We start from the raw sequence: 17,753 nt of genomic DNA, 5'->3' as shown, positions 1-17,753 counted from the left end.
TTAATTCGTGTATTCACAAAATCTTAACAGCAGACGTTTAAGACTAGGAACATTGTCGCCGTCGTTTAATCAGAAGAACGAAAGTGATGTTCAGCCGAAAAGTTATTTTGGGATCGGCTAAACAGGATTTATTTAGCTCGATCCATGGAGGTGGTCATTATGATGACAGAGCAATACGTTACGACCAGTATTACCCCCTTAGAAAGCCTTAATTCTCTTTCTCCTTATGAAGTGGACCAGTTGCAGGATGCCAGTCAGGGTGGTTTGTTTCGCTTATTTCGCCAATGCTCTTTGGCGGTTTTGAATAGTGGTAGTGAATTAGATAGTACTAAGCTGGTTTTGGATAAGTATGCAAAATTTGATATCAAAATCAGTCAAAAGCATCGAAGTGTTCAGCTTGAATTGGTGAATGCGCCCGCCACGGCCTTCGTGAATGGTGAGATTATCACGGGTATTCGTGAACACCTATTCTCTGTTTTACGTGACTTACTTTATGTCGGTACAGAGTTAGATCGTCGTTGCTCCGGCCTTACTGAATCGGAAGCGACCACGAATATGGTCTTTCATATTCTGCGCCATGCTGGTGCGATTCGTCCACATGTAAAACCAGATCTTGTTGTCTGCTGGGGTGGTCATTCCATTAATCGTATTGAGTACGATTACACCAAAAAAGTAGGCTATGAAATGGGCCTACGTGGACTTAATATCTGTACTGGCTGTGGCCCAGGAGCGATGAAAGGTCCGATGAAAGGGGCGACGATCTCCCACGCCAAACAACGTCAAAAAGAGGGGCGTTACGTCGGTATTTCAGAACCCGGTATTATTGCGGCTGAAAGCCCAAATCCGATCGTAAATGAACTCATTATCATGCCGGATATTGAAAAGCGTTTAGAAGCTTTTGTTCGTTTAGGTCATGGTATTGTTGTCTTCCCAGGCGGCGCAGGTACCGCGGAGGAGATTCTATATATCCTGGGCATTTTGCTTCATGAGAAAAATCACAGCTTACCGTTCCCTCTTGTGTTAACAGGACCAGCAGGCAGTGAAGAGTATTTTGAAACTGTAGATAATTTTATCCGCTCTACATTGGGTGATGATGCTGCTAGCAAATATCAGATCATTGTTGATGACCCCCATGAAGTAGCCGAAGTGATGCGTGAAGGATTAGAACAGGTAACCCGCTATCGTAAGGCGACCAGTGAATCTTTCCATTACAACTGGCAGATGCATATTCCGGAATCTTTCCAACAGCCTTTCGAGCCCAACCATGAAAATATGGCGAGCTTAAAGCTAATAAAAGATCAGACCGATTTTGAGTTAGCGGCTAATCTGCGTTGTGCCTTATCGGGTATTGTTGCGGGTAATGTTAAAGAACCAGGAATTAGAGCAATTGAAGAGTTTGGTGCATTCGAAATCTGCGGTGAACCAGCAATTATGGCATCTATGGACAAGTTATTAGGTTCTTTTGTAGAACAGAGACGAATGAAAATTAACTATAAAGAATACCAACCTTGCTATCGCCTGAAGCATGATGCTGAGGTAGTAGAAGAGGTTTAGGTTTTTTTAAGGGGAATTGTTGATTGTGGTGAGCAGACGAGGTTCCTACCCCTAGATTTAGCTTGGTAAAGGGCCGAATCTGCTGCCAAAAATAGCTCTGATTGATTCTGACCATGTTCTGGATAAGACGCTATACCAAAACTACCTGTGATTGTTATCTTATGTTTTGCATAGTTTAAGACTTGTTGTGACATGAGTTGCCTTAGTTTCTCTGCCAGAGATTCAGCTTCATTCAGACTGGTATTAGCAAAGATCAGTGCAAATTCTTCACCTCCCCATCGGAATAAGAAGTCGGTACTTCGTATATTGTTGGCTATAGTGCGAGAGGTTTCTTTTAAAACAAAGTCTCCAGCTAAGTGACCATATTGATCATTAACGGCTTTGAAATAATCAAAATCAAATAAGCAGAGGCTTAACGAGTTTTGGTGGCGCTCGGCAAAGTCTAACTGTATATCGAAGATACGTTTAAACTCTCGGCGGTTGCGGAGTTTGGTCAGTTCATCGTAGGCAGCTAGTTCAAGAAGCTTAAATTCTTGCTGCTTATAATCGGTTACATCTTTAACCATACCTGTAACCCTAATGGGCTTCCCACAGGAGGAGCGTAAAGATATGCAGCCTAAATCATGGACCCAAATATAGTGGCCATTACGGTTGCTCATACGATAAGTCGCTTCATAACGCTCCCTTTTACCTTGGATATGTTCTTCTAACGACTGTAAGACCATGGGTAAGTCTTCAGGGTGAACATTGTTTTTCCAAGTATCAACAACCGGTTGCATCTCTTCTGGACCATAGCCCAGCATCTTTTTTAGCTGAGGGCTAAAATAAACGTGATCACTGCTGATCTCCCAGTCCCAGAGTCCATCTGTGCAAGCATTTACTGCAAACCATATCTGTTCTGAGCGCTCTTGAGTTTCTGCTTCTATAGCACGTCGTGCACTGATATCTCGTGCTACGGAGAGAAAATACTCTTTACCTTGGTGTTCAATGAGGGAAGTGTTTACTTCGACAGGGAGTTCGGTACCGTCTTTTCGGATATGGCTACCGATAAAAGTGAATTTCTTATTTTGGCGGATAACATCGGCTATTTTTAACCAGTGCTCATGGCAATGAACATCTTTTTGTAACGAGAGGACCGAATGGTGCAAAACTTCCTTTTGCTCCATTTGTAGATCTTCATAACCAGCCCTGTTTACCCAAATAATGTTTGAGCTTTCGGGGTCGATCAAATAAACAGCATCCATCATGCTTTCACGAATAACTTCAAGTAGAGGAATATCTATTGAAGCTTCGCTAGTTTGAGTAGCCATAGCATCCAGCATATAAATAATGATCTGCTTAATTAAGAAATTAAGCTGAAGGTTGAATGCAGTGTACTCCTTTAGAAGGGGGTAGGGGAACCTTTTGGTTCCTTAAGTACTGATCTAAAGTAGCTTTTTTAGAGTTTTTTACTTAAAAGCGTTCTATTCCCCCCGGATGCGGTTGTGTTCCGTGTAATGGTTTTTTCACATACGAAACGTTTTAAGTAGTTTGGCCCCCCAGCTTTAGGGCCTGTTCCTGATAATCCCATACCGCCAAAGGGCTGGCTACCTACAACGGCCCCTATTTGATCACGGTTAATATAGATATTGCCTACTAGGGCTTGTGTGGTTATTTGCTCTATGAAAAGGTCGTTTCTGGAATGAACACCTAGCGTCAGGCCAAATCCGCTACGATTAATATCATAAATAACCCGTTCTGAGTTGTGTTTTTGGTAGCGAATTATGTGCAGAATTGGGCCGAAAACCTCTCCCGTTAGTTCATCCATGGAATTTAGTCGGATGAGTGTAGGTGGTACAAAACAGCCTTGGTTGTGTTGGTCAGAAAGCTCTAGTTCAAACAGCAACTTGTCTTGTAAACGGCAACGCTCAATATGTTCGTAGAGTGTACGCATGGCGTTTTGATTAATGACCGGGCCTAAGTCAGTTGCCAACTGTTCGGGGTTACCGATATTCAAGGTTTGCATAGCCCCGATGAGTTTATCCTCGATTACCTCAGCAATTTCTTCCTGGATGTAAAGAACACGCAATGCTGAGCACCTTTGCCCCGCACTGTTAAAAGCAGAGTGGGTGGCATCTAGCACTACTTGTTCAACCAGAGCGCTACTATCGACGATCATGGCATTTAAGCCACCAGTTTCTGCAACAAACGGGATAATAGAGCCATCATGGCGATTGGCTAATTGTTTGTTAATGGTGCTAGCCGCTTGAGTTGAACCTGTGAAGGTAACACCGGCAATGCGTGAATCAGTTAACAAGGCTTCAGAATGTTCAGCGCCAGCATAAGGTATCAATTGTAAACAATATTCAGGTAAGCCAGCTGCGTACCATAGTTCGGTGGCTTTAAATGCCGTTAATCCACTATTTGATGATGGTTTGGCCAGTACTGTATTCCCGCAAACGAGTGCTGCAGCGATCTGACCGGTAAAAATGGCCAATGGGAAATTCCAAGGGCTAATGCAAAGGAACACTCCATGCCCTTGGTAGTGCAGCGTGTTTTCTTCACCTGTTACGGATGGAAGGCGCTCAGGCAATAGTTGTTTTTCAGCAAGCGCAGCGTAATAGAAACAAAAGTCGATAGCCTCTCTTACTTCAGCTAAAGCGTCTTGTAGCGATTTACCTGTTTCTAGAATGCAGAGGGAAACCAACTCAGCTTTGTTTTGTTCGAGTAAACGTGCGTAATCCAATAAGATTTTGCAGCGCGAGGAGATATCTTGGTCTCGCCATTCCGGAAAGAACTGCTCTGCTATGCTGATCGCTTGTTTGATCTGCGTTTTATCTGCAGTGCTTTGATAGCCAACAATTTTATCTAAACGATAATTAGCATGGACTGGTTGTAAATTATGGCCATCGGTCACTTCGCCAGCGATGATTGGTTGGCAGTACCATTTTTTTTGTCCGTAATATTCAATAATGCTACGCCATTGTTGCCAACAATCTAAGCTCCCTAGAGGGTCACCTGCAGAATTTTCTCTTTGTTGTTCGAATACCTGGTTTGGTAGAGGTAACTCGTAAGAGATGTTCTGCATTCTTTCATGGGGTAATTCGACTATCTCATCGATGCTGACATGAGGATCGTGTAACTGGAAAACAAATGAAGAATTAGCACCATTTTCCAGTAAACGCCTAACTAAGTAGGGCAGTAGGTTGTTCTGATTGCCAACAGGGGCATAAATCCGACAGTTATGATCCGTTTCTGATAGAACTTGTTGATAGAGAGGATCGGCCATGCCATGTAAGCGCTGAAATTCGAATGTTTTCTCTGTAGGAATCTCTATTATCTGAGCAATAGTAAGTGCATTGTGAGTCGCAAACTGCGGACTTAATAATCCAGATTGATGGGATAAAAGAAACTTAGCACAGGTCAGGTAGGAGAGATCCGTTGCGGCTTTGTGGGTGAACACCGGGTAGCTCGTGAGACCATTTTGTTGGCTGTGTTTTATTTCGCTGTCCCAATAAGCACCTTTAACTAATCTGATGGGGATTGGTGTTTCACAATCAGAAGCAATGAGCGAAAGCCACCTAAGTGTCGGTAAAGCGCGTTTACTATAGGCTTGAACAGCTAATCCCAACTTACCCCAGCCAAGACACAGTTCACTTCGTAGCAGTTGTTCGAAAATTAATAGAGTAATTTCTAAGCGTTCAGACTCCTCAGCATCGATTGTTATGGCAACATCAAGGTTGCGTGCGGTAACAAGGAGCTGGAATAACTTATGCATCAACTGCTTTTGTAATTGGTCAAAATGGCTATTTTCAAGACGAGGGTGTAAGGCAGAGAGTTTGATTGAGATGCTGGTATTGCCCTCTGGATTTTCTTGGCCAGCGGTCTGAATGGCTTCTAGATAAGCTTCAAAATAGGTTTGAGCATCTTGATCACAAACAGCGGCTTCACCCAACATATCAAATGAGAAGAACGTTTTTTGATTGTAATCACATCTGAGTTCTAGGGCGGTATTTATATCTTCAGCAAATACAAATTGCTTACCTATTTGGGATACTGCAATTGCAAGGGCTTGGTGTACGACTGAGTTACCTAAGCGTTGCCAAACATTGTTTAAAATACTATCCGCAGAATGTTCTTTGCTTATAAGCTTTTGACTTAGGGCTATGCCCCAAAAGGTGCCGTTTTCAAGGAAAGTGGAATGCGCTTTTAAGAACTTTGCGGGCTCGAGTGCAAGAGAATCCAGTTTATCGTAAATAAGTGCTTGAGCAGTCTCTGTATCAGGTATCCGTAACAGCGCTTCAGCTAGGGCAAGTAAAGCAATGCCTTCATCACTTTCTAATCCGAATTCTGACATGAGCGTGTTCACTGAAAACAGTGGACTATCTAGATTACGAATTGTGTTGACCCAATCGGTTGCCTTAGATTTTGCTTTAGAAGAGTTTGGTGTGACTTCCAGCAGTTGATCGCATAGAGATGTTTCATCATGACAGTAATAGTCAGTGATGGTACGCCATAATGTATCTTGATCGGCGGGGGAGATCTCTGCAGATAAAAGCTGGCTTACTGGTAGCATCTAACAAATCCATTTTTTAAGACAGTTTAGTTGATCATCTGTGTAGGTGTCGGGATTATCAAGAAAGATCTTAGTCTTCGGGCAAATATCCCTAAATTGCTTGGGAATTAAAGAGTTATAGGTTGTTATTTGTATAAAAAGTGTTCTCTTGTTTCTTGTGGGCCAGCTACTTTTAACTGAGTAAGAGGTGTTTTTTTGATTCTCATGCATACTTAGTGAAACAGGATTAAGGAAGATAATTGGATGGGAATAATTCATATCTTGCTGTTGGTACTTTCTGCATTATTAGCTATCGCTCTTATCAAACCCATTGCTTCCCTTATTAAGTTGCCCTTTGCTTTGTTGTTGGTTGTATTTGGATTTATAGGGTCTGAGTTAATTACAACGTTAGGTATTGATACTGGACTACGTTGGGAGCAATTCCACTATTTGGTCTTTTATCTTCTGCTACCTGCTTTGCTCTTCGAATCTACTTTGCGTATTGATATTAAAAATTTGCTAAAGAATCTTGCTGCTATTTTACTGTTATCAATCCCTTTAATGCTTTTTGCGACAACGATTAGTGCCGGGTTCCTCTACTGGGGAATCGGTTATCCTGCCTATTTTACTCTTATCACAGCGCTACTGACGGGTGCGATATTGTCAGCTACTGATCCAGCAACTGTTATCAGTTTGTTAAAGCAGGTCGGTGCTTCTGATCGACTGGTGACGCTTCTAGAAGGGGAGAGTTTATTTAACGATGCCTTAGCTATTTTGCTGTTCGGCATTTTAAGCAGTTTGCTCCTAATGCCGGGTAATGAGATTAGCTTTGCTTATTCGCTTGGTGAATTCTTGAAAATTTTTCTGGGTGGTCTTGCCGTGGGTGGAGGAACACTACTGATCTTTGGAGGCCTGTTTTTAATAATTTCCAATCAGTTCAGTCGAATAATATTAACAATATGTGCCGCTTATGGCGGTTACCTGATCGCTGAGTACTTTTTACATCTTTCAGGCGTAATGAGTGTTTTAGTAACAGGGCTTGGCTTTGGTGAGTTGATACGTAGAAAAGGAGCTGCATATGAAACGCAGTTTTTGTTCGCTTTCTGGGAATTCAATAACCATCTTGCTAGTGCCCTAATTTTTGTTCTTCTAGGTGTCACGGTTACTTGGGGGATGTTTGAGCAGCAATGGCTAGCTATGTTGATCGGTATTGGAGCGGTGCTGTTGGCACGAGCCTTAGGGTTATTGTTTATAGCGCCAGTCATAAATCTATTACCTAAGATGGAAATAGATTGGCGTGATCAGCTGATTTTGTATTGGGGCAGTATGCGAGGCGCTGTTGCTATTGCATTGGCTTTATCGTTACCTCTTGAAATCGATGCTTGGTTTACTATTCAATCTATAGCATACGGTGTTGTTTTGTTCTCGTTAGGTATACAAGCAACTACGACACCCTTACTTATAAATAAGTTAGATAAAAGGATGTAATAATGCGTTGTCATGAGGTTGATTACGAAATTATTGGTGAATCTCTTCAAATTGTTGAGGTGGAGTTAGACCCTGGTGAAAAGGTGATTGCTGAAGCCGGCATGATGAATTACATGGAAGAGGGGATCAATTTTGAAACCAAAATGGGCGATGGATCAGAGCCTGATCAAGGTTTAATGGGTAAACTCTTTTCTGCTGGTAAGCGCATGGTTATGGGTGAATCCGTTTTTATGACTCATTTCGGTAACGAGGGTAGTGGTAAGAGACGTGTCGCTTTTGCTGCGCCTTATCCTGGTAGCATTGTGCCCTTAAATTTGGCGGATTATGGTGAAAAAGTTATCTGTCAGAAAGACGCTTTTTTGTGCGCAGCCTTGGGCACCAAAGTGGAAATTGCGTTTTCTAAGAAAATTGGCGCGGGTTTCTTTGGTGGTGAAGGTTTTATCCTGCAGAGACTTGAAGGCGATGGTATGGCTTTTGTGCAGGCAGGTGGCACGGTTGTGCGTAAAGAGTTAAATGATGAAACCCTAAGGGTCGATACGGGTTGCCTAGTCGGTTTTACTGAAGGAATTGAATACGATATTGAAATGGTCAAAGGGTTGAAATCAATGATCTTTGGCGGTGAGGGACTTTGGCTTGCCACGCTGAAAGGGACAGGCAGTGTTTGGGTTCAAAGCCTACCGTTCTCACGCCTTGCTGATCGATTAATTGCATCAGCGCCATCATCTGGTGGTAGTGATAAGGGTGAAGGTTCGGTTTTAGGTGGTATTGGCCGAATGTTGGATGGAGATTAAGATCGTATTACACAATAGGATAATTCCCTTTATTATCTGTGGCTTTCGCCTGTAATGACTATGACAATGGATGTAAAAATAGGTATATTTAGTGCCTTGATTTTACCCATCTCAAGTCGTTACAGGTGTTATCTTGAGAAATAAACTGGTTATAACCCTGACTACTGTCTATGGTTCTCGCCAATATACGTTTAACCAAGTAGCAAAGTACCTTTTGTTGGCATTTCTGATTTTGTCAGCTATTAGCTTTTTTGTTTCAAATGCTCTGCTGGTGGTTAAAACTGATTACCTGTCTGATCTGGAAGAGGATCATCAGGAACTTAGCGAAAACTATGAACTGATGGTAGGGTCGCAGCAACTTTATATAGAAGAATTAAAAGAGCTCAGTTTATCGCTAAGCTCTTTGAAAGATGAGCGTGATAAGTTAGAAGAGGAGAATATTCGTATTGGAGAGTTGAACTCCTCGTTGGATAACTCTTTGTATGGGCTGGAAAACCTATTAGGTTTGGACACAGCTGAAAAAATTGACCCTTTTCGAGCTGAGCAGCTGACTATCGAAGCTAACAAACGTTTATTCTTTTTACATAGTATTCCAAATGGTGTGCCAATTCAGGCGATCCGAGTCACGGATAAATTCGGATCACGCTTTCATCCGGTACGAAAAAGACGGGTGATGCACAATGGCATAGATTTTAAAGCGAACAAAGGCACGCCAGTATATGCAACTGCAGACGGTATCGTTGAATTTGCAGCTTATAACAAATCTTTTGGTAAGTTGATTAAAGTTCAACATAACTTTGGATTTAAAACGTACTTTGCGCATCTGGACGCAATAAAAGTAAAAACTGGAGAATTTGTCAGTAAGGGACAGCTGATAGGATTAAGTGGTAATACGGGTATGTCTACTGGGCCACATCTACATTATGAGATTCGCCACATGTATACAGCAATAGACCCCGAACCTTTCCTCTCCTGGGACATAACAAATTTTGACTCTTTGTTTACAAAGGTTAAGGGAGTTAAATGGGCATCCTTAAAAGAAATGTATCCGCTAAACCAGCACAGTCAGCCATTACAATAATTGCTGAAGGCAATAAGTTCTGCGGAGATATGAGCATCGTTGGGAAAATGCACATCGATGGCATGTTCGAAGGCAATGTGAGTTCTCTAGATAACATCTCTATTGGTAAATCTGGTCATGTTCGTGGGCTAATCAAAGCGCGCGGTGTAGACGTGTGTGGTCTACTTGAAGGTGAAGTTATTTGTGATGAGCTTCATATAGATTCAGGTGGACAAGTTAGAGCTACAGTCGAAAGCAAACAGATGTCTATTCATCCAGATGGTTGTTTTGTCGGCGAGCGTCGAATGAAAGAAACCTCTGCGCTGATGGATGAAAGCAGTAAGATTGAATCGGGCTCTGATGCTATTGATTCCCTACCAGATAAAATTGTTCTGGAAGATAAATCTGAATAAGTCGGTCTGACCTCGTTGTCGTTGATTAAGGATTGTAGCGATGTGTGAATTGTTGGGTATGAGTGCCAATGTACCTACTGATATCTGCTTTTCCTTTGCCGGGCTGATGCAGCGTGGTGGGGGGACGGGGCCTCACAAAGATGGTTGGGGAATTGCTTTCTATGAGGGTAAAGGTGCGCGTTGCTTCCATGATCCCAATCCGAGTGTCGATTCTAAAATTGCTAGCCTAGTCAAAGAACACCCGATTAAAAGTCATGTGGTTATCAGTCACATTCGGCAAGCAAATGTAGGCAATATTTGCCTTGAAAATACTCATCCATTTCAAAGGGAACTTTGGGGCTTTACATGGACATTTGCGCACAATGGCCAGCTGGATAAAGCTCTGTTTGATAAGCCTCTTTCTTTTTATCACCCAGTGGGTACGACAGATAGTGAATATGCATTCTGTTGGTTATTGGGTGAAATCAGAAAAGCATTTCCTCAACGCCCTGAGTGTTTTGAAGAACTTTCTAAATTCATCAAGCAGCGTTGTGACCAGTTAAGAGAGTTAGGTGTATTCAATATGCTCCTAACAGAATCTACCCATCTATTTGCGTTCTGTGGCAGTAAATTGTCCTGGTTGACTCGTAAAGCACCTTTTGGCGAAGCGAGTCTTACAGATTGTGAAATGAAGGTGGACTTTGTTAAAGAAACGACACCTAAAGATATCGTCACGGTAATTGCGACAGTACCGTTAACGGATAATGAGGATTGGATTGCACTACAACCTGGAGAGTTGGTGACCTTTGTTGAAGGGCTGCCTCAATAGCGGATAGTTTGGCCTGAGTATAAGGAGCTTTTCAGGTGAGTGTGAAAAGAGATTCTCTCGAGCAATTGCAGCAGGATATCAGAAACGTCGGGAGTGTCACGGAGCTTCTAGATCGAGCTTGCAATAATTTCGCCTATAAAGATGCTTTCACCCATATGGGGGCAACTTTGACTTATGCTGAGCTAGATAATCTTGCTGATAAATTAGCAGCTTACCTACAAAACTGTACCTCTCTTCAACCTGGTGATCGGATTGGGATTCAGCTACCGAATACCTTGCAGTACCCAATCGCAGTGTTGGCTGCTCTAAGAGCAGGCTTAGTTATCGTAAACACTAATCCCCTTTATACCTCGGCTGAAACGTTACACCAATTCAATGATGCTGGTGTTAAAGGTGTCATTATTCTTGCTAATAGTGCCCACTTATTAGAGGAGGTTTTACCCCAATCAAATATTCATACGGTTATAGTCACAGAACTTGGTGATATCCATCCTTTGATACGTCGTTTAATGATCAATTATTCGGCGAAATATTTGCGTAAAATTGTTCCTAGATATCGATTAAAAGATGCGGTTAGTTTTCGAGAAGCGCTAACTAAAGGCGGACATTACACTTTAGAAACAGTGCAGGGAGATTCAGAGCAGCCTGTATTGATTCAATACACAGTGGGCACTACTGGGACGCCGAAAGGTGCCGTATTAAGTCATAGGAATTTGATTGCAAATGTGTTGCAGTTGAAACATCGCTTACCAGATACATTGAGAGCGGGTGAAGAGATTGCGATCGCACCTTTGCCGCTGTACCACATCTATGGTTTTCTACTTAACTGTTTGGTAATGCCAGTTTTGGGTGCCCAAGTGGTGTTAATTACGAATCCTCGTGATATTCAAGGGTTAGTTAATGAGCTAGGTCGATGGGATTTCACCGTATTCTCAGGCATAAATACTCTGTTTGTTTCACTTTGTCGTAATAGCTTGTTCAACCAACTGGATATGACCCGGCTAAAGTTGACACTTTCTGGAGGAATGGCGCTAACGCGCTCTGTAAGCGATGAGTGGGAAAGTGTAACAGGCTGCCAGATTATTCAGGGGTATGGTCTTACGGAGGCTTCTCCTGTTGTAGCCATTGAAGAGCCGCACAACTCTCGATATGGATCTGTAGGTAGGCCTTTACCGCTGACTGAGGTGCGTATCGTTGGGGAGCAAGGGGAAGATCTCTGCTCTGGCGAAACGGGAGAGCTCTATGTGCGTGGCCCTCAAGTGATGTCTGGGTACTGGCGAGATAACTCATTGATACCGGATTCAGAAGGTTGGTTGGCGACAGGTGATATTGCTCGAGTACTGGATGATGGCACCTTACGTATTGTTGATCGTAAGAAAGACATTATTAATATCTCTGGTTTTCCGGTCTATCCTAATGAGTTAGAAAACACTATTTCTAGCCATCCTGATGTTGTTGAATGTGCTGTTGTTGGTTTGCCCGATGAAATATGCGGTGAAGTCATTAAATTATTTGTGGTCACATCCAATCGACGTTTGTCTGTTAAACAAGTGCGAGAATATTGCCGCGAACGCTTAACCTCTTATAAAGTGCCTCGTTTAGTTGAATTCAGAACGCATCTTCCAAAGTCCAATGTGGGTAAGGTGTTAAGACGTTCGTTATTAGAAGAAGAAATAAATCGCCTGCAAAAAATACGTAAAAGAATTTAGCCTAGTTCGTAGGCTATGCCCGTTTTTGTTGGCACAAATGAAGGTGAAGTATGGGACTTAGTTTGAGCAATTCAGGTTTGATACAAACCAAAGCTTTTATCAACGGTGAATGGGTAGCAAGCAATAGTGGAGCTGAATTCCCAATTTTTAACCCTGCTAATGGCGAAACCATTGCGCAAGTTACAAATGTTGGAGAGCTGGAAGCGAAGGATGCAATCGAGGCTGCTCAAGCATCGATGCAAGAGTGGAAAGTAAAGTCGCCTGCTGAACGTTCCAATGTGTTGCAACGCTGGCATGATCTTATTATTGATAATGCAGATGAACTCGCCTCAATATTAACGCTTGAACAAGGTAAACCACTTGCCGAAGCTAAGGGTGAGATACTTTATGGCGCTTCTTATCTGAAATGGTTTGCTGAAGAAGCTAAACGTATTTACGGTGATATTTTACCTTCCGCTCAAGATCGACGTAGTCTTGTTATTAAGCAACCAGTAGGTGTGGTTGCAGCAATAACACCATGGAATTTTCCTAATGCGATGATTACGCGTAAGGTCGCACCAGCGCTAGCCGCTGGTTGCTCTATTGTGCTCAAACCAGCACCAGAAACTCCTTTATCCGCATTGGCCTTAGCTGAGCTGGCCGATCGAGCAGGTGTTCCTGCTGGAGTATTTAATGTCTTGCCATGCCTAAATGCAGAAGAAGTTGGTGAGGTGTTTACAGATAGTACAATCGTGAAAAAACTTACCTTTACTGGATCCACACCCGTAGGAAAGCTCTTACTACGACAGTGCGCAGATACGGTTAAACGTACATCAATGGAGCTGGGTGGTAATGCGCCAGTAGTTGTCTTTGATGATGCTGATATTGACCTAGCGGTTGCTGGGGCAATTGCATCAAAATTCAGAAACTCGGGGCAGACCTGTATTTGTGCAAATCGTTTGTTGGTTCAAGAAGGGATATATGATCGCTTCTTAGCTAAATTTATTGATGCCATCAAAGTGTTTCGTTTAGGGGATGGGTTTGATAAAGATACAACGCTAGGTCCAGTGATCACCGATAAAGCGTTGGCGGGAATTGATACTGTGGTGAAAGATGCCCTTGATCAGGGGGCTAGGTTAGTGATAGGTGGAAAATCTTCAGATCTTGATGGTTGGTTTTATGAACCTACAGTCTTAGCTGATGTAAAGCCTGATATGGATATCTTTAATAAAGAGATTTTTGGCCCAGTAGCTCCCGTAATTAAATTTAAAACGGATGCAGATGCTATTGCCATGGCTAATGACACTTCGTTTGGTCTGGCTTCATATATCTATACACAAGATATCTCGCGCATTTGGCAGGTTTCTGAAGCGCTAGAATACGGAATGGTTGGGGTTAATGAGACCGCTATTAGTTCTGAGTTAATTCCTTTTGGGGGAGTGAAAGAATCAGGTCATGGTAGAGAGGGGTCTAAATATGGGTTGGATGATTATTTAGAAACAAAATATATCTGTATGGGCGGTTTAAACGCTTAGATTTTGTTTGTCCTAATTACATGATAATAAGCTTGAATTATTGGCGTCTTAGTAGAGGTCCCAGTGGATAAAAGAGATTGTAAGATTAATTACAAGTGCCCTAAAGCTTGGGATGATTTGGATAAAACTGAGGACCCATTTGTAAGGCATTGTGATCAGTGCGAAAAAGATGTCCATTTTTGTGCGGATGTAGAGTCTTTAAAAGAAGCAACGATTGAAGATTTATGCGTTGCTGTGCCCACCGATGACTTTGAAGACGGCGTTATGATGGGGGATATTGATTGGTCTGGCTGTGAAGGAGACCCTATCCCACCACTACAGCCAGAGAAAAACATTGAGGATGCTGATCTATTAGATAACTGGATTAGTGATAATAAACCTCGACGACCTGAGGTTCCTGAGTTGAAATCTGAAAACACCGATATTGATTCATGGCTGAATGGCGAACCTGAAGATCCGTTATCGACGGATGAAACAGCTAAGTAATTTCATGGCCGTCAATAAATCCCGCTTAGATCGTTTTCTTGCCTCCAGAACATCATACAAACGTGGGGATGTGAGATTACTTATTGCTCAACAAAAGATCCTGGTCGATGGCTTTCCTGCTTTGGCGGCGAATCAAGTGATTGACCGTTTTTCTATAATTGAGTGTGATGGGGAAGTGCTACAGGATAGACGTCCGATTTATCTGATGATGAATAAGCCTGTTGGTTATGTTAGTGCGACCAAAGATTCGATCCACCCTACAGTAATTGATCTACTTACAGAGCCTTATGGTGATATGCATATTGCAGGTCGATTAGACCTCAATTCAACAGGACTTTTATTGATAACCAATGATGGTGAATGGTCGAGTAAAATAGCTTCTCCGGATAGAAAGGTGCCGAAACGTTATAAAGTCGATCTCGCTAAGCCTTTATCTGAAGAGTATGTTCCTGCCTTTAAAGCGGGGATGTATTTTCCCTATGAAGACATAACTACAAAGCCGGCCGATATAGAGATTATTGATACTCATAGTGCTCTAGTTACTCTGCAAGAAGGTCGTTACCATCAAATAAAAAGAATGTTCGGACGGTTTAGAAATCCTGTTGTGGGCTTAAAAAGGCTTTCTATTGGCGATCTGGATTTAGATGTATCCCTATCGCCGGGAGAAAGTAGGGAGTTAGTTGAGGAAGAGGTAGCGCTCTTTACAAGTTCTTAGGAGAGAACTTGTAAAGGCGATAGCTCAGAATAGCTATGGCTCTATCGCTTCAATTTCTGCTAAAAGAGTCATTAACTGTTTTAGCTTATCTTGATCGTATCTATTCGAGAAAGCTTTATAGCGCTCTTCAATAGCTGGGGTAAGGTGTTTAATTAAATCGACAGACTGCGCAGTCAAGCTTATCAAAATCCGACGTTTGTCTTCTTCCGATTTTCTGCGCTGAATATAGCCCTGTTGCTCTAGACGTTTTAGGATACCAGTTAAGCTCGGGCTTAGAATGCAACAATGTTCTGCGAGTGCTTTTGATTCTAACTCTTGGTGAGCTTTGATGGTTTGTAGTACTCGCCATTGCTGCTCTGTTAGAGAGTTCTCTTGTAATAAGGGTCTTACAAAAGACAGTGTAGCTTCACGAGCTTTCAGCAATTGTAGGGGTAGAGAATCTTCTAATGTACGCATGTGAATGATCTTTCAAAAATATTGTGCGCATTGTCGGGATTCGGGAACTAATGTGCAAGGCTTAACCGTATAAATCCTCCTAATGTATAAGGTTTTTTGCTTCTGTGTTACATAATGGGGCAGAAAATTTAAAGTGGCTCAGACTTTAAAGGTATTTAACGTATTAATTTTCTCTGCTTGCTGGTTGAAAGGTATAAAAGGTGGGTTATCCCGTATTTTCCATAACCATGGTTTCATCATAGATTAGATAGTTGTTTTTACCCTGCTTTTTAATCTGATACATGGTGATGTCAGCAGCTTTGATTAATGCGTTCAGGTCATTCCCGTGGCGAGGCGCTAATGCAATACCAATACTTGCTCCTACGTGAGCTGTCTTGTTCAAACCTACTTCAATCTCTTTTTCTAGTAATGTTAATATTTTTTTCGCTACGGCTGATGCTTCCGCTTCTAAATTGTCAGCGTCTCCCGCTAGAAAAATCAAAAATTCATCACCACCCCAGCGTGAAAGAAGGTCGGATCTGCGTAAAGCCGAATTAAATCTGTTGGAGACTTCTTTGAGAACGTGATCACCTGCATCATGGCCGTAGGTATCGTTGATGGGCTTAAAGTGATCAAGGTCGATCAGCATAATCGCGTGGTGGCTATTCGGTTTTTCTATCAGTGATTCTTTTATGAGGCGTTTACAGCCACGGCGATTCAGCAGGCCTGTTAAAGTATCGACCTCTGATTCGTATCTTGCTTTAAGCTCTCGATGTACTCGCTCAGATATGTCGTAGATGACAAGTTCTAAAAGAACTTCGCCACTTTCATCCAGGACTTGTGAAAGTATGCAGTGTAAGTGCCGATCTGCTTCATCCTCATGTTTAAGACTCAGGTCCAGAGAAACAGGGTTTGTAGAAGTTAGGGCTTTCTGAATAGCTTTTGCTAACTGTTGCCTTTCTTCAAATAATTCAATTAATTTTTGAGTTTGGTTCTCAGAAAAATACTTACATGCCTTTTCGCCGACGATATTAGCGAAAGCAGGGTTGTTCATAAGTAGCTGGCCATCCATATTGACTAGTGCTATCCCTACCCGGGCATTATCAAATAGAAGGCGGAATTTTTTCTCTAGTTTTTGAACCTCGTCAAAGAGTTGATTCTTTTGTTGAATGGTTTTCTGCATCGCACGCAGTAGGTTGTTACTATCGTTTACGAGTAAACCAATTTCGTCCTGTTCATGACCTTTAGGTGTAATAATTCGTTGGCTTGTACCTGGTTTTATAACGTGTAATTGTTGAGCGATCTTTTTGAGAGGGGCCGCCAAAAGTCGATTCACCAAAATAATTACAAGAAAAACAACAAAAATTGAATTAACGCCAAATATGATGATATGCGACAGGGCGCGATTTTTGGCCGTTGCTTCAATCAGACCCTGATTAGGGATTAGGGTTAATTTTCCGATTGGAAGCTCGGGTGTAAATGGATCGTTTAGTTTTAGAACGACTAACCGAGCCTTCGAGCCTATCGAAATATCGCCAGCGGTTAGCAGCATGCCAATATCGCTATTTAGGATAACGCCAGAAACGTTGTCATTGATGATTAGACCATTGGTTATTTCGGTGCCAAGCTCTTCATTTTCGAGGTACACAGCCACTTTAGCACTTTGTTCTACCGTTTTGACAAGCTGCTGTAAATTTTTGTGGATTTCGTCGAGTTCTTCTTTGTAAGAGAGTTGAAACAGTACTACGGCTGATATCAATAGAAAGAAACAGGCAAATAGAGCTATCGAAATGCCTGTTCTTATCGAGAGTTTTGCATTGAGTGCTTTACTCAACATGCGCTATGACCCTAACCGAATCCACCAATTCTGATTTTCTAATATAACCAATAGCTGTAGTGTCTTTCATGATAGTGTCGATTACTTCTTGAGACGACTGTACTGCTTGGGGAGGCGTTGCTCTACCTGCAAATATGAGTCTAGCCCAATATGCATTTATTTGTGACAGTGACTTCCCTGTAAGACCTTTGTAAAACTTCGCTCTTTGATCCGAGTCGCTTGGTAAATCTAGCGTGGAGGCTTTGTTTCCGTTGGGAAAGTGCTGTACGCGGCCCATATATAGATCAATTACTTGTTTTCGACTGAGCTGTTCAACTTCACTATCAGGGTGACAAATAACGATCATATCTGCTGAAGCTTGTAGTGAAACAATCAACGTGGACAAGAGGAAAATTAAATACTTCATCAT

15 protein-coding genes are annotated in these 17,753 nt (G+C 42.2%); 10 read left to right on the top strand and 5 right to left on the bottom strand.

Translation table 11 applies throughout. The features are described 5' to 3' along the window. The first annotated feature begins 159 nt into the window (after positions 1–159). Positions 160–1,554: a nucleotide 5'-monophosphate nucleosidase PpnN gene (ppnN, locus tag ACMXYP_RS11045; protein WP_415881699.1), complete on the top strand. Its 1,395-nt coding sequence runs from the start codon at positions 160–162 to the stop codon at positions 1,552–1,554. Here the strand turns inward: ppnN and ACMXYP_RS11040 are convergent. Together ACMXYP_RS11040 and putA are read right to left on the bottom strand one after the other, a co-directional pair. Continuing rightward, a complete protein-coding gene (locus ACMXYP_RS11040) occupies positions 1,551–2,864 on the bottom strand; it encodes a diguanylate cyclase (protein WP_415881698.1) in 1,314 nt (437 codons plus the stop codon). The two genes, ppnN and ACMXYP_RS11040, sit on opposite strands and share 4 nt — an antisense overlap. A 128-nt stretch (positions 2,865–2,992) precedes the next feature. After that, positions 2,993–6,109: a bifunctional proline dehydrogenase/L-glutamate gamma-semialdehyde dehydrogenase PutA gene (putA, locus tag ACMXYP_RS11035; protein ID WP_415881697.1), complete on the bottom strand. Its 3,117-nt coding sequence runs from the start codon at positions 6,107–6,109 to the stop codon at positions 2,993–2,995. 267 nt (positions 6,110–6,376) lie between these two features. Between putA and ACMXYP_RS11030 the strand changes: the two genes are divergently transcribed. From ACMXYP_RS11030 to ACMXYP_RS10990, 9 genes are all read left to right on the top strand, one after another. Then, complete coding sequence (locus tag ACMXYP_RS11030; RefSeq protein WP_415881696.1) at positions 6,377–7,576, top strand: cation:proton antiporter; 1,200 nt, start codon at positions 6,377–6,379, stop codon at positions 7,574–7,576. 2 nt (positions 7,577–7,578) lie between these two features. Beyond that, positions 7,579–8,367, top strand: a complete 789-nt coding sequence (locus ACMXYP_RS11025; RefSeq protein ID WP_415881695.1) for a TIGR00266 family protein — start codon at positions 7,579–7,581, stop codon at positions 8,365–8,367. A gap of 133 nt (positions 8,368–8,500) precedes the next feature. Next, the gene (locus ACMXYP_RS11020; RefSeq protein WP_415881694.1) at positions 8,501–9,448 is read left to right on the top strand and encodes a M23 family metallopeptidase; all 948 of its coding nucleotides are present in this window, start codon (positions 8,501–8,503) and stop codon (positions 9,446–9,448) included. Beyond that, the gene (locus ACMXYP_RS11015; protein WP_415881693.1) at positions 9,391–9,840 is read left to right on the top strand and encodes a bactofilin family protein; all 450 of its coding nucleotides are present in this window, start codon (positions 9,391–9,393) and stop codon (positions 9,838–9,840) included. Before ACMXYP_RS11020 ends, ACMXYP_RS11015 begins: the two co-directional genes overlap by 58 nt. A gap of 40 nt (positions 9,841–9,880) precedes the next feature. Next, positions 9,881–10,648, top strand: a complete 768-nt coding sequence (locus ACMXYP_RS11010; protein ID WP_415881692.1) for a class II glutamine amidotransferase — start codon at positions 9,881–9,883, stop codon at positions 10,646–10,648. 35 nt (positions 10,649–10,683) lie between these two features. Next, positions 10,684–12,357 carry an AMP-binding protein gene (locus tag ACMXYP_RS11005; RefSeq protein WP_415881691.1) on the top strand — a complete coding sequence of 558 codons (1,674 nt, stop codon included), beginning with the start codon at positions 10,684–10,686 and terminating at the stop codon, positions 12,355–12,357. A gap of 50 nt (positions 12,358–12,407) precedes the next feature. Then, positions 12,408–13,871: an NAD-dependent succinate-semialdehyde dehydrogenase gene (locus ACMXYP_RS11000; RefSeq protein WP_415881690.1), complete on the top strand. Its 1,464-nt coding sequence runs from the start codon at positions 12,408–12,410 to the stop codon at positions 13,869–13,871. A 63-nt stretch (positions 13,872–13,934) separates the two neighbouring features. Next, complete coding sequence (locus ACMXYP_RS10995) at positions 13,935–14,357, top strand: hypothetical protein (RefSeq protein ID WP_415881689.1); 423 nt, start codon at positions 13,935–13,937, stop codon at positions 14,355–14,357. Positions 14,358–14,361: 4 nt separating this feature from the next. Continuing rightward, positions 14,362–15,072, top strand: a complete 711-nt coding sequence (locus ACMXYP_RS10990) for a 16S rRNA pseudouridine(516) synthase (RefSeq protein ID WP_415881688.1) — start codon at positions 14,362–14,364, stop codon at positions 15,070–15,072. A 33-nt stretch (positions 15,073–15,105) separates the two neighbouring features. Here ACMXYP_RS10990 and hpaR read toward each other — a convergent pair whose 3' ends face one another. From hpaR to ACMXYP_RS10975, 3 genes are all read right to left on the bottom strand, one after another. Continuing rightward, positions 15,106–15,528: a homoprotocatechuate degradation operon regulator HpaR gene (gene hpaR, locus ACMXYP_RS10985; protein ID WP_415881687.1), complete on the bottom strand. Its 423-nt coding sequence runs from the start codon at positions 15,526–15,528 to the stop codon at positions 15,106–15,108. A 205-nt stretch (positions 15,529–15,733) separates the two neighbouring features. Further along, the gene (locus tag ACMXYP_RS10980) at positions 15,734–17,344 is read right to left on the bottom strand and encodes a diguanylate cyclase domain-containing protein (RefSeq protein ID WP_415881686.1); all 1,611 of its coding nucleotides are present in this window, start codon (positions 17,342–17,344) and stop codon (positions 15,734–15,736) included. Further along, positions 17,334–17,753, bottom strand: coding sequence for a hypothetical protein (locus tag ACMXYP_RS10975; RefSeq protein WP_415881685.1), 420 nt, complete (start codon positions 17,751–17,753; stop codon positions 17,334–17,336). Before ACMXYP_RS10975 ends, ACMXYP_RS10980 begins: the two co-directional genes overlap by 11 nt.

Origin of the sequence: Neptuniibacter sp. QD34_54 (assembly GCF_047778055.1) — a bacterium.
Taxonomy (GTDB): domain Bacteria; phylum Pseudomonadota; class Gammaproteobacteria; order Pseudomonadales; family Balneatricaceae; genus Neptuniibacter.
This window is presented reverse-complemented; position numbering and strand designations above follow the sequence as displayed.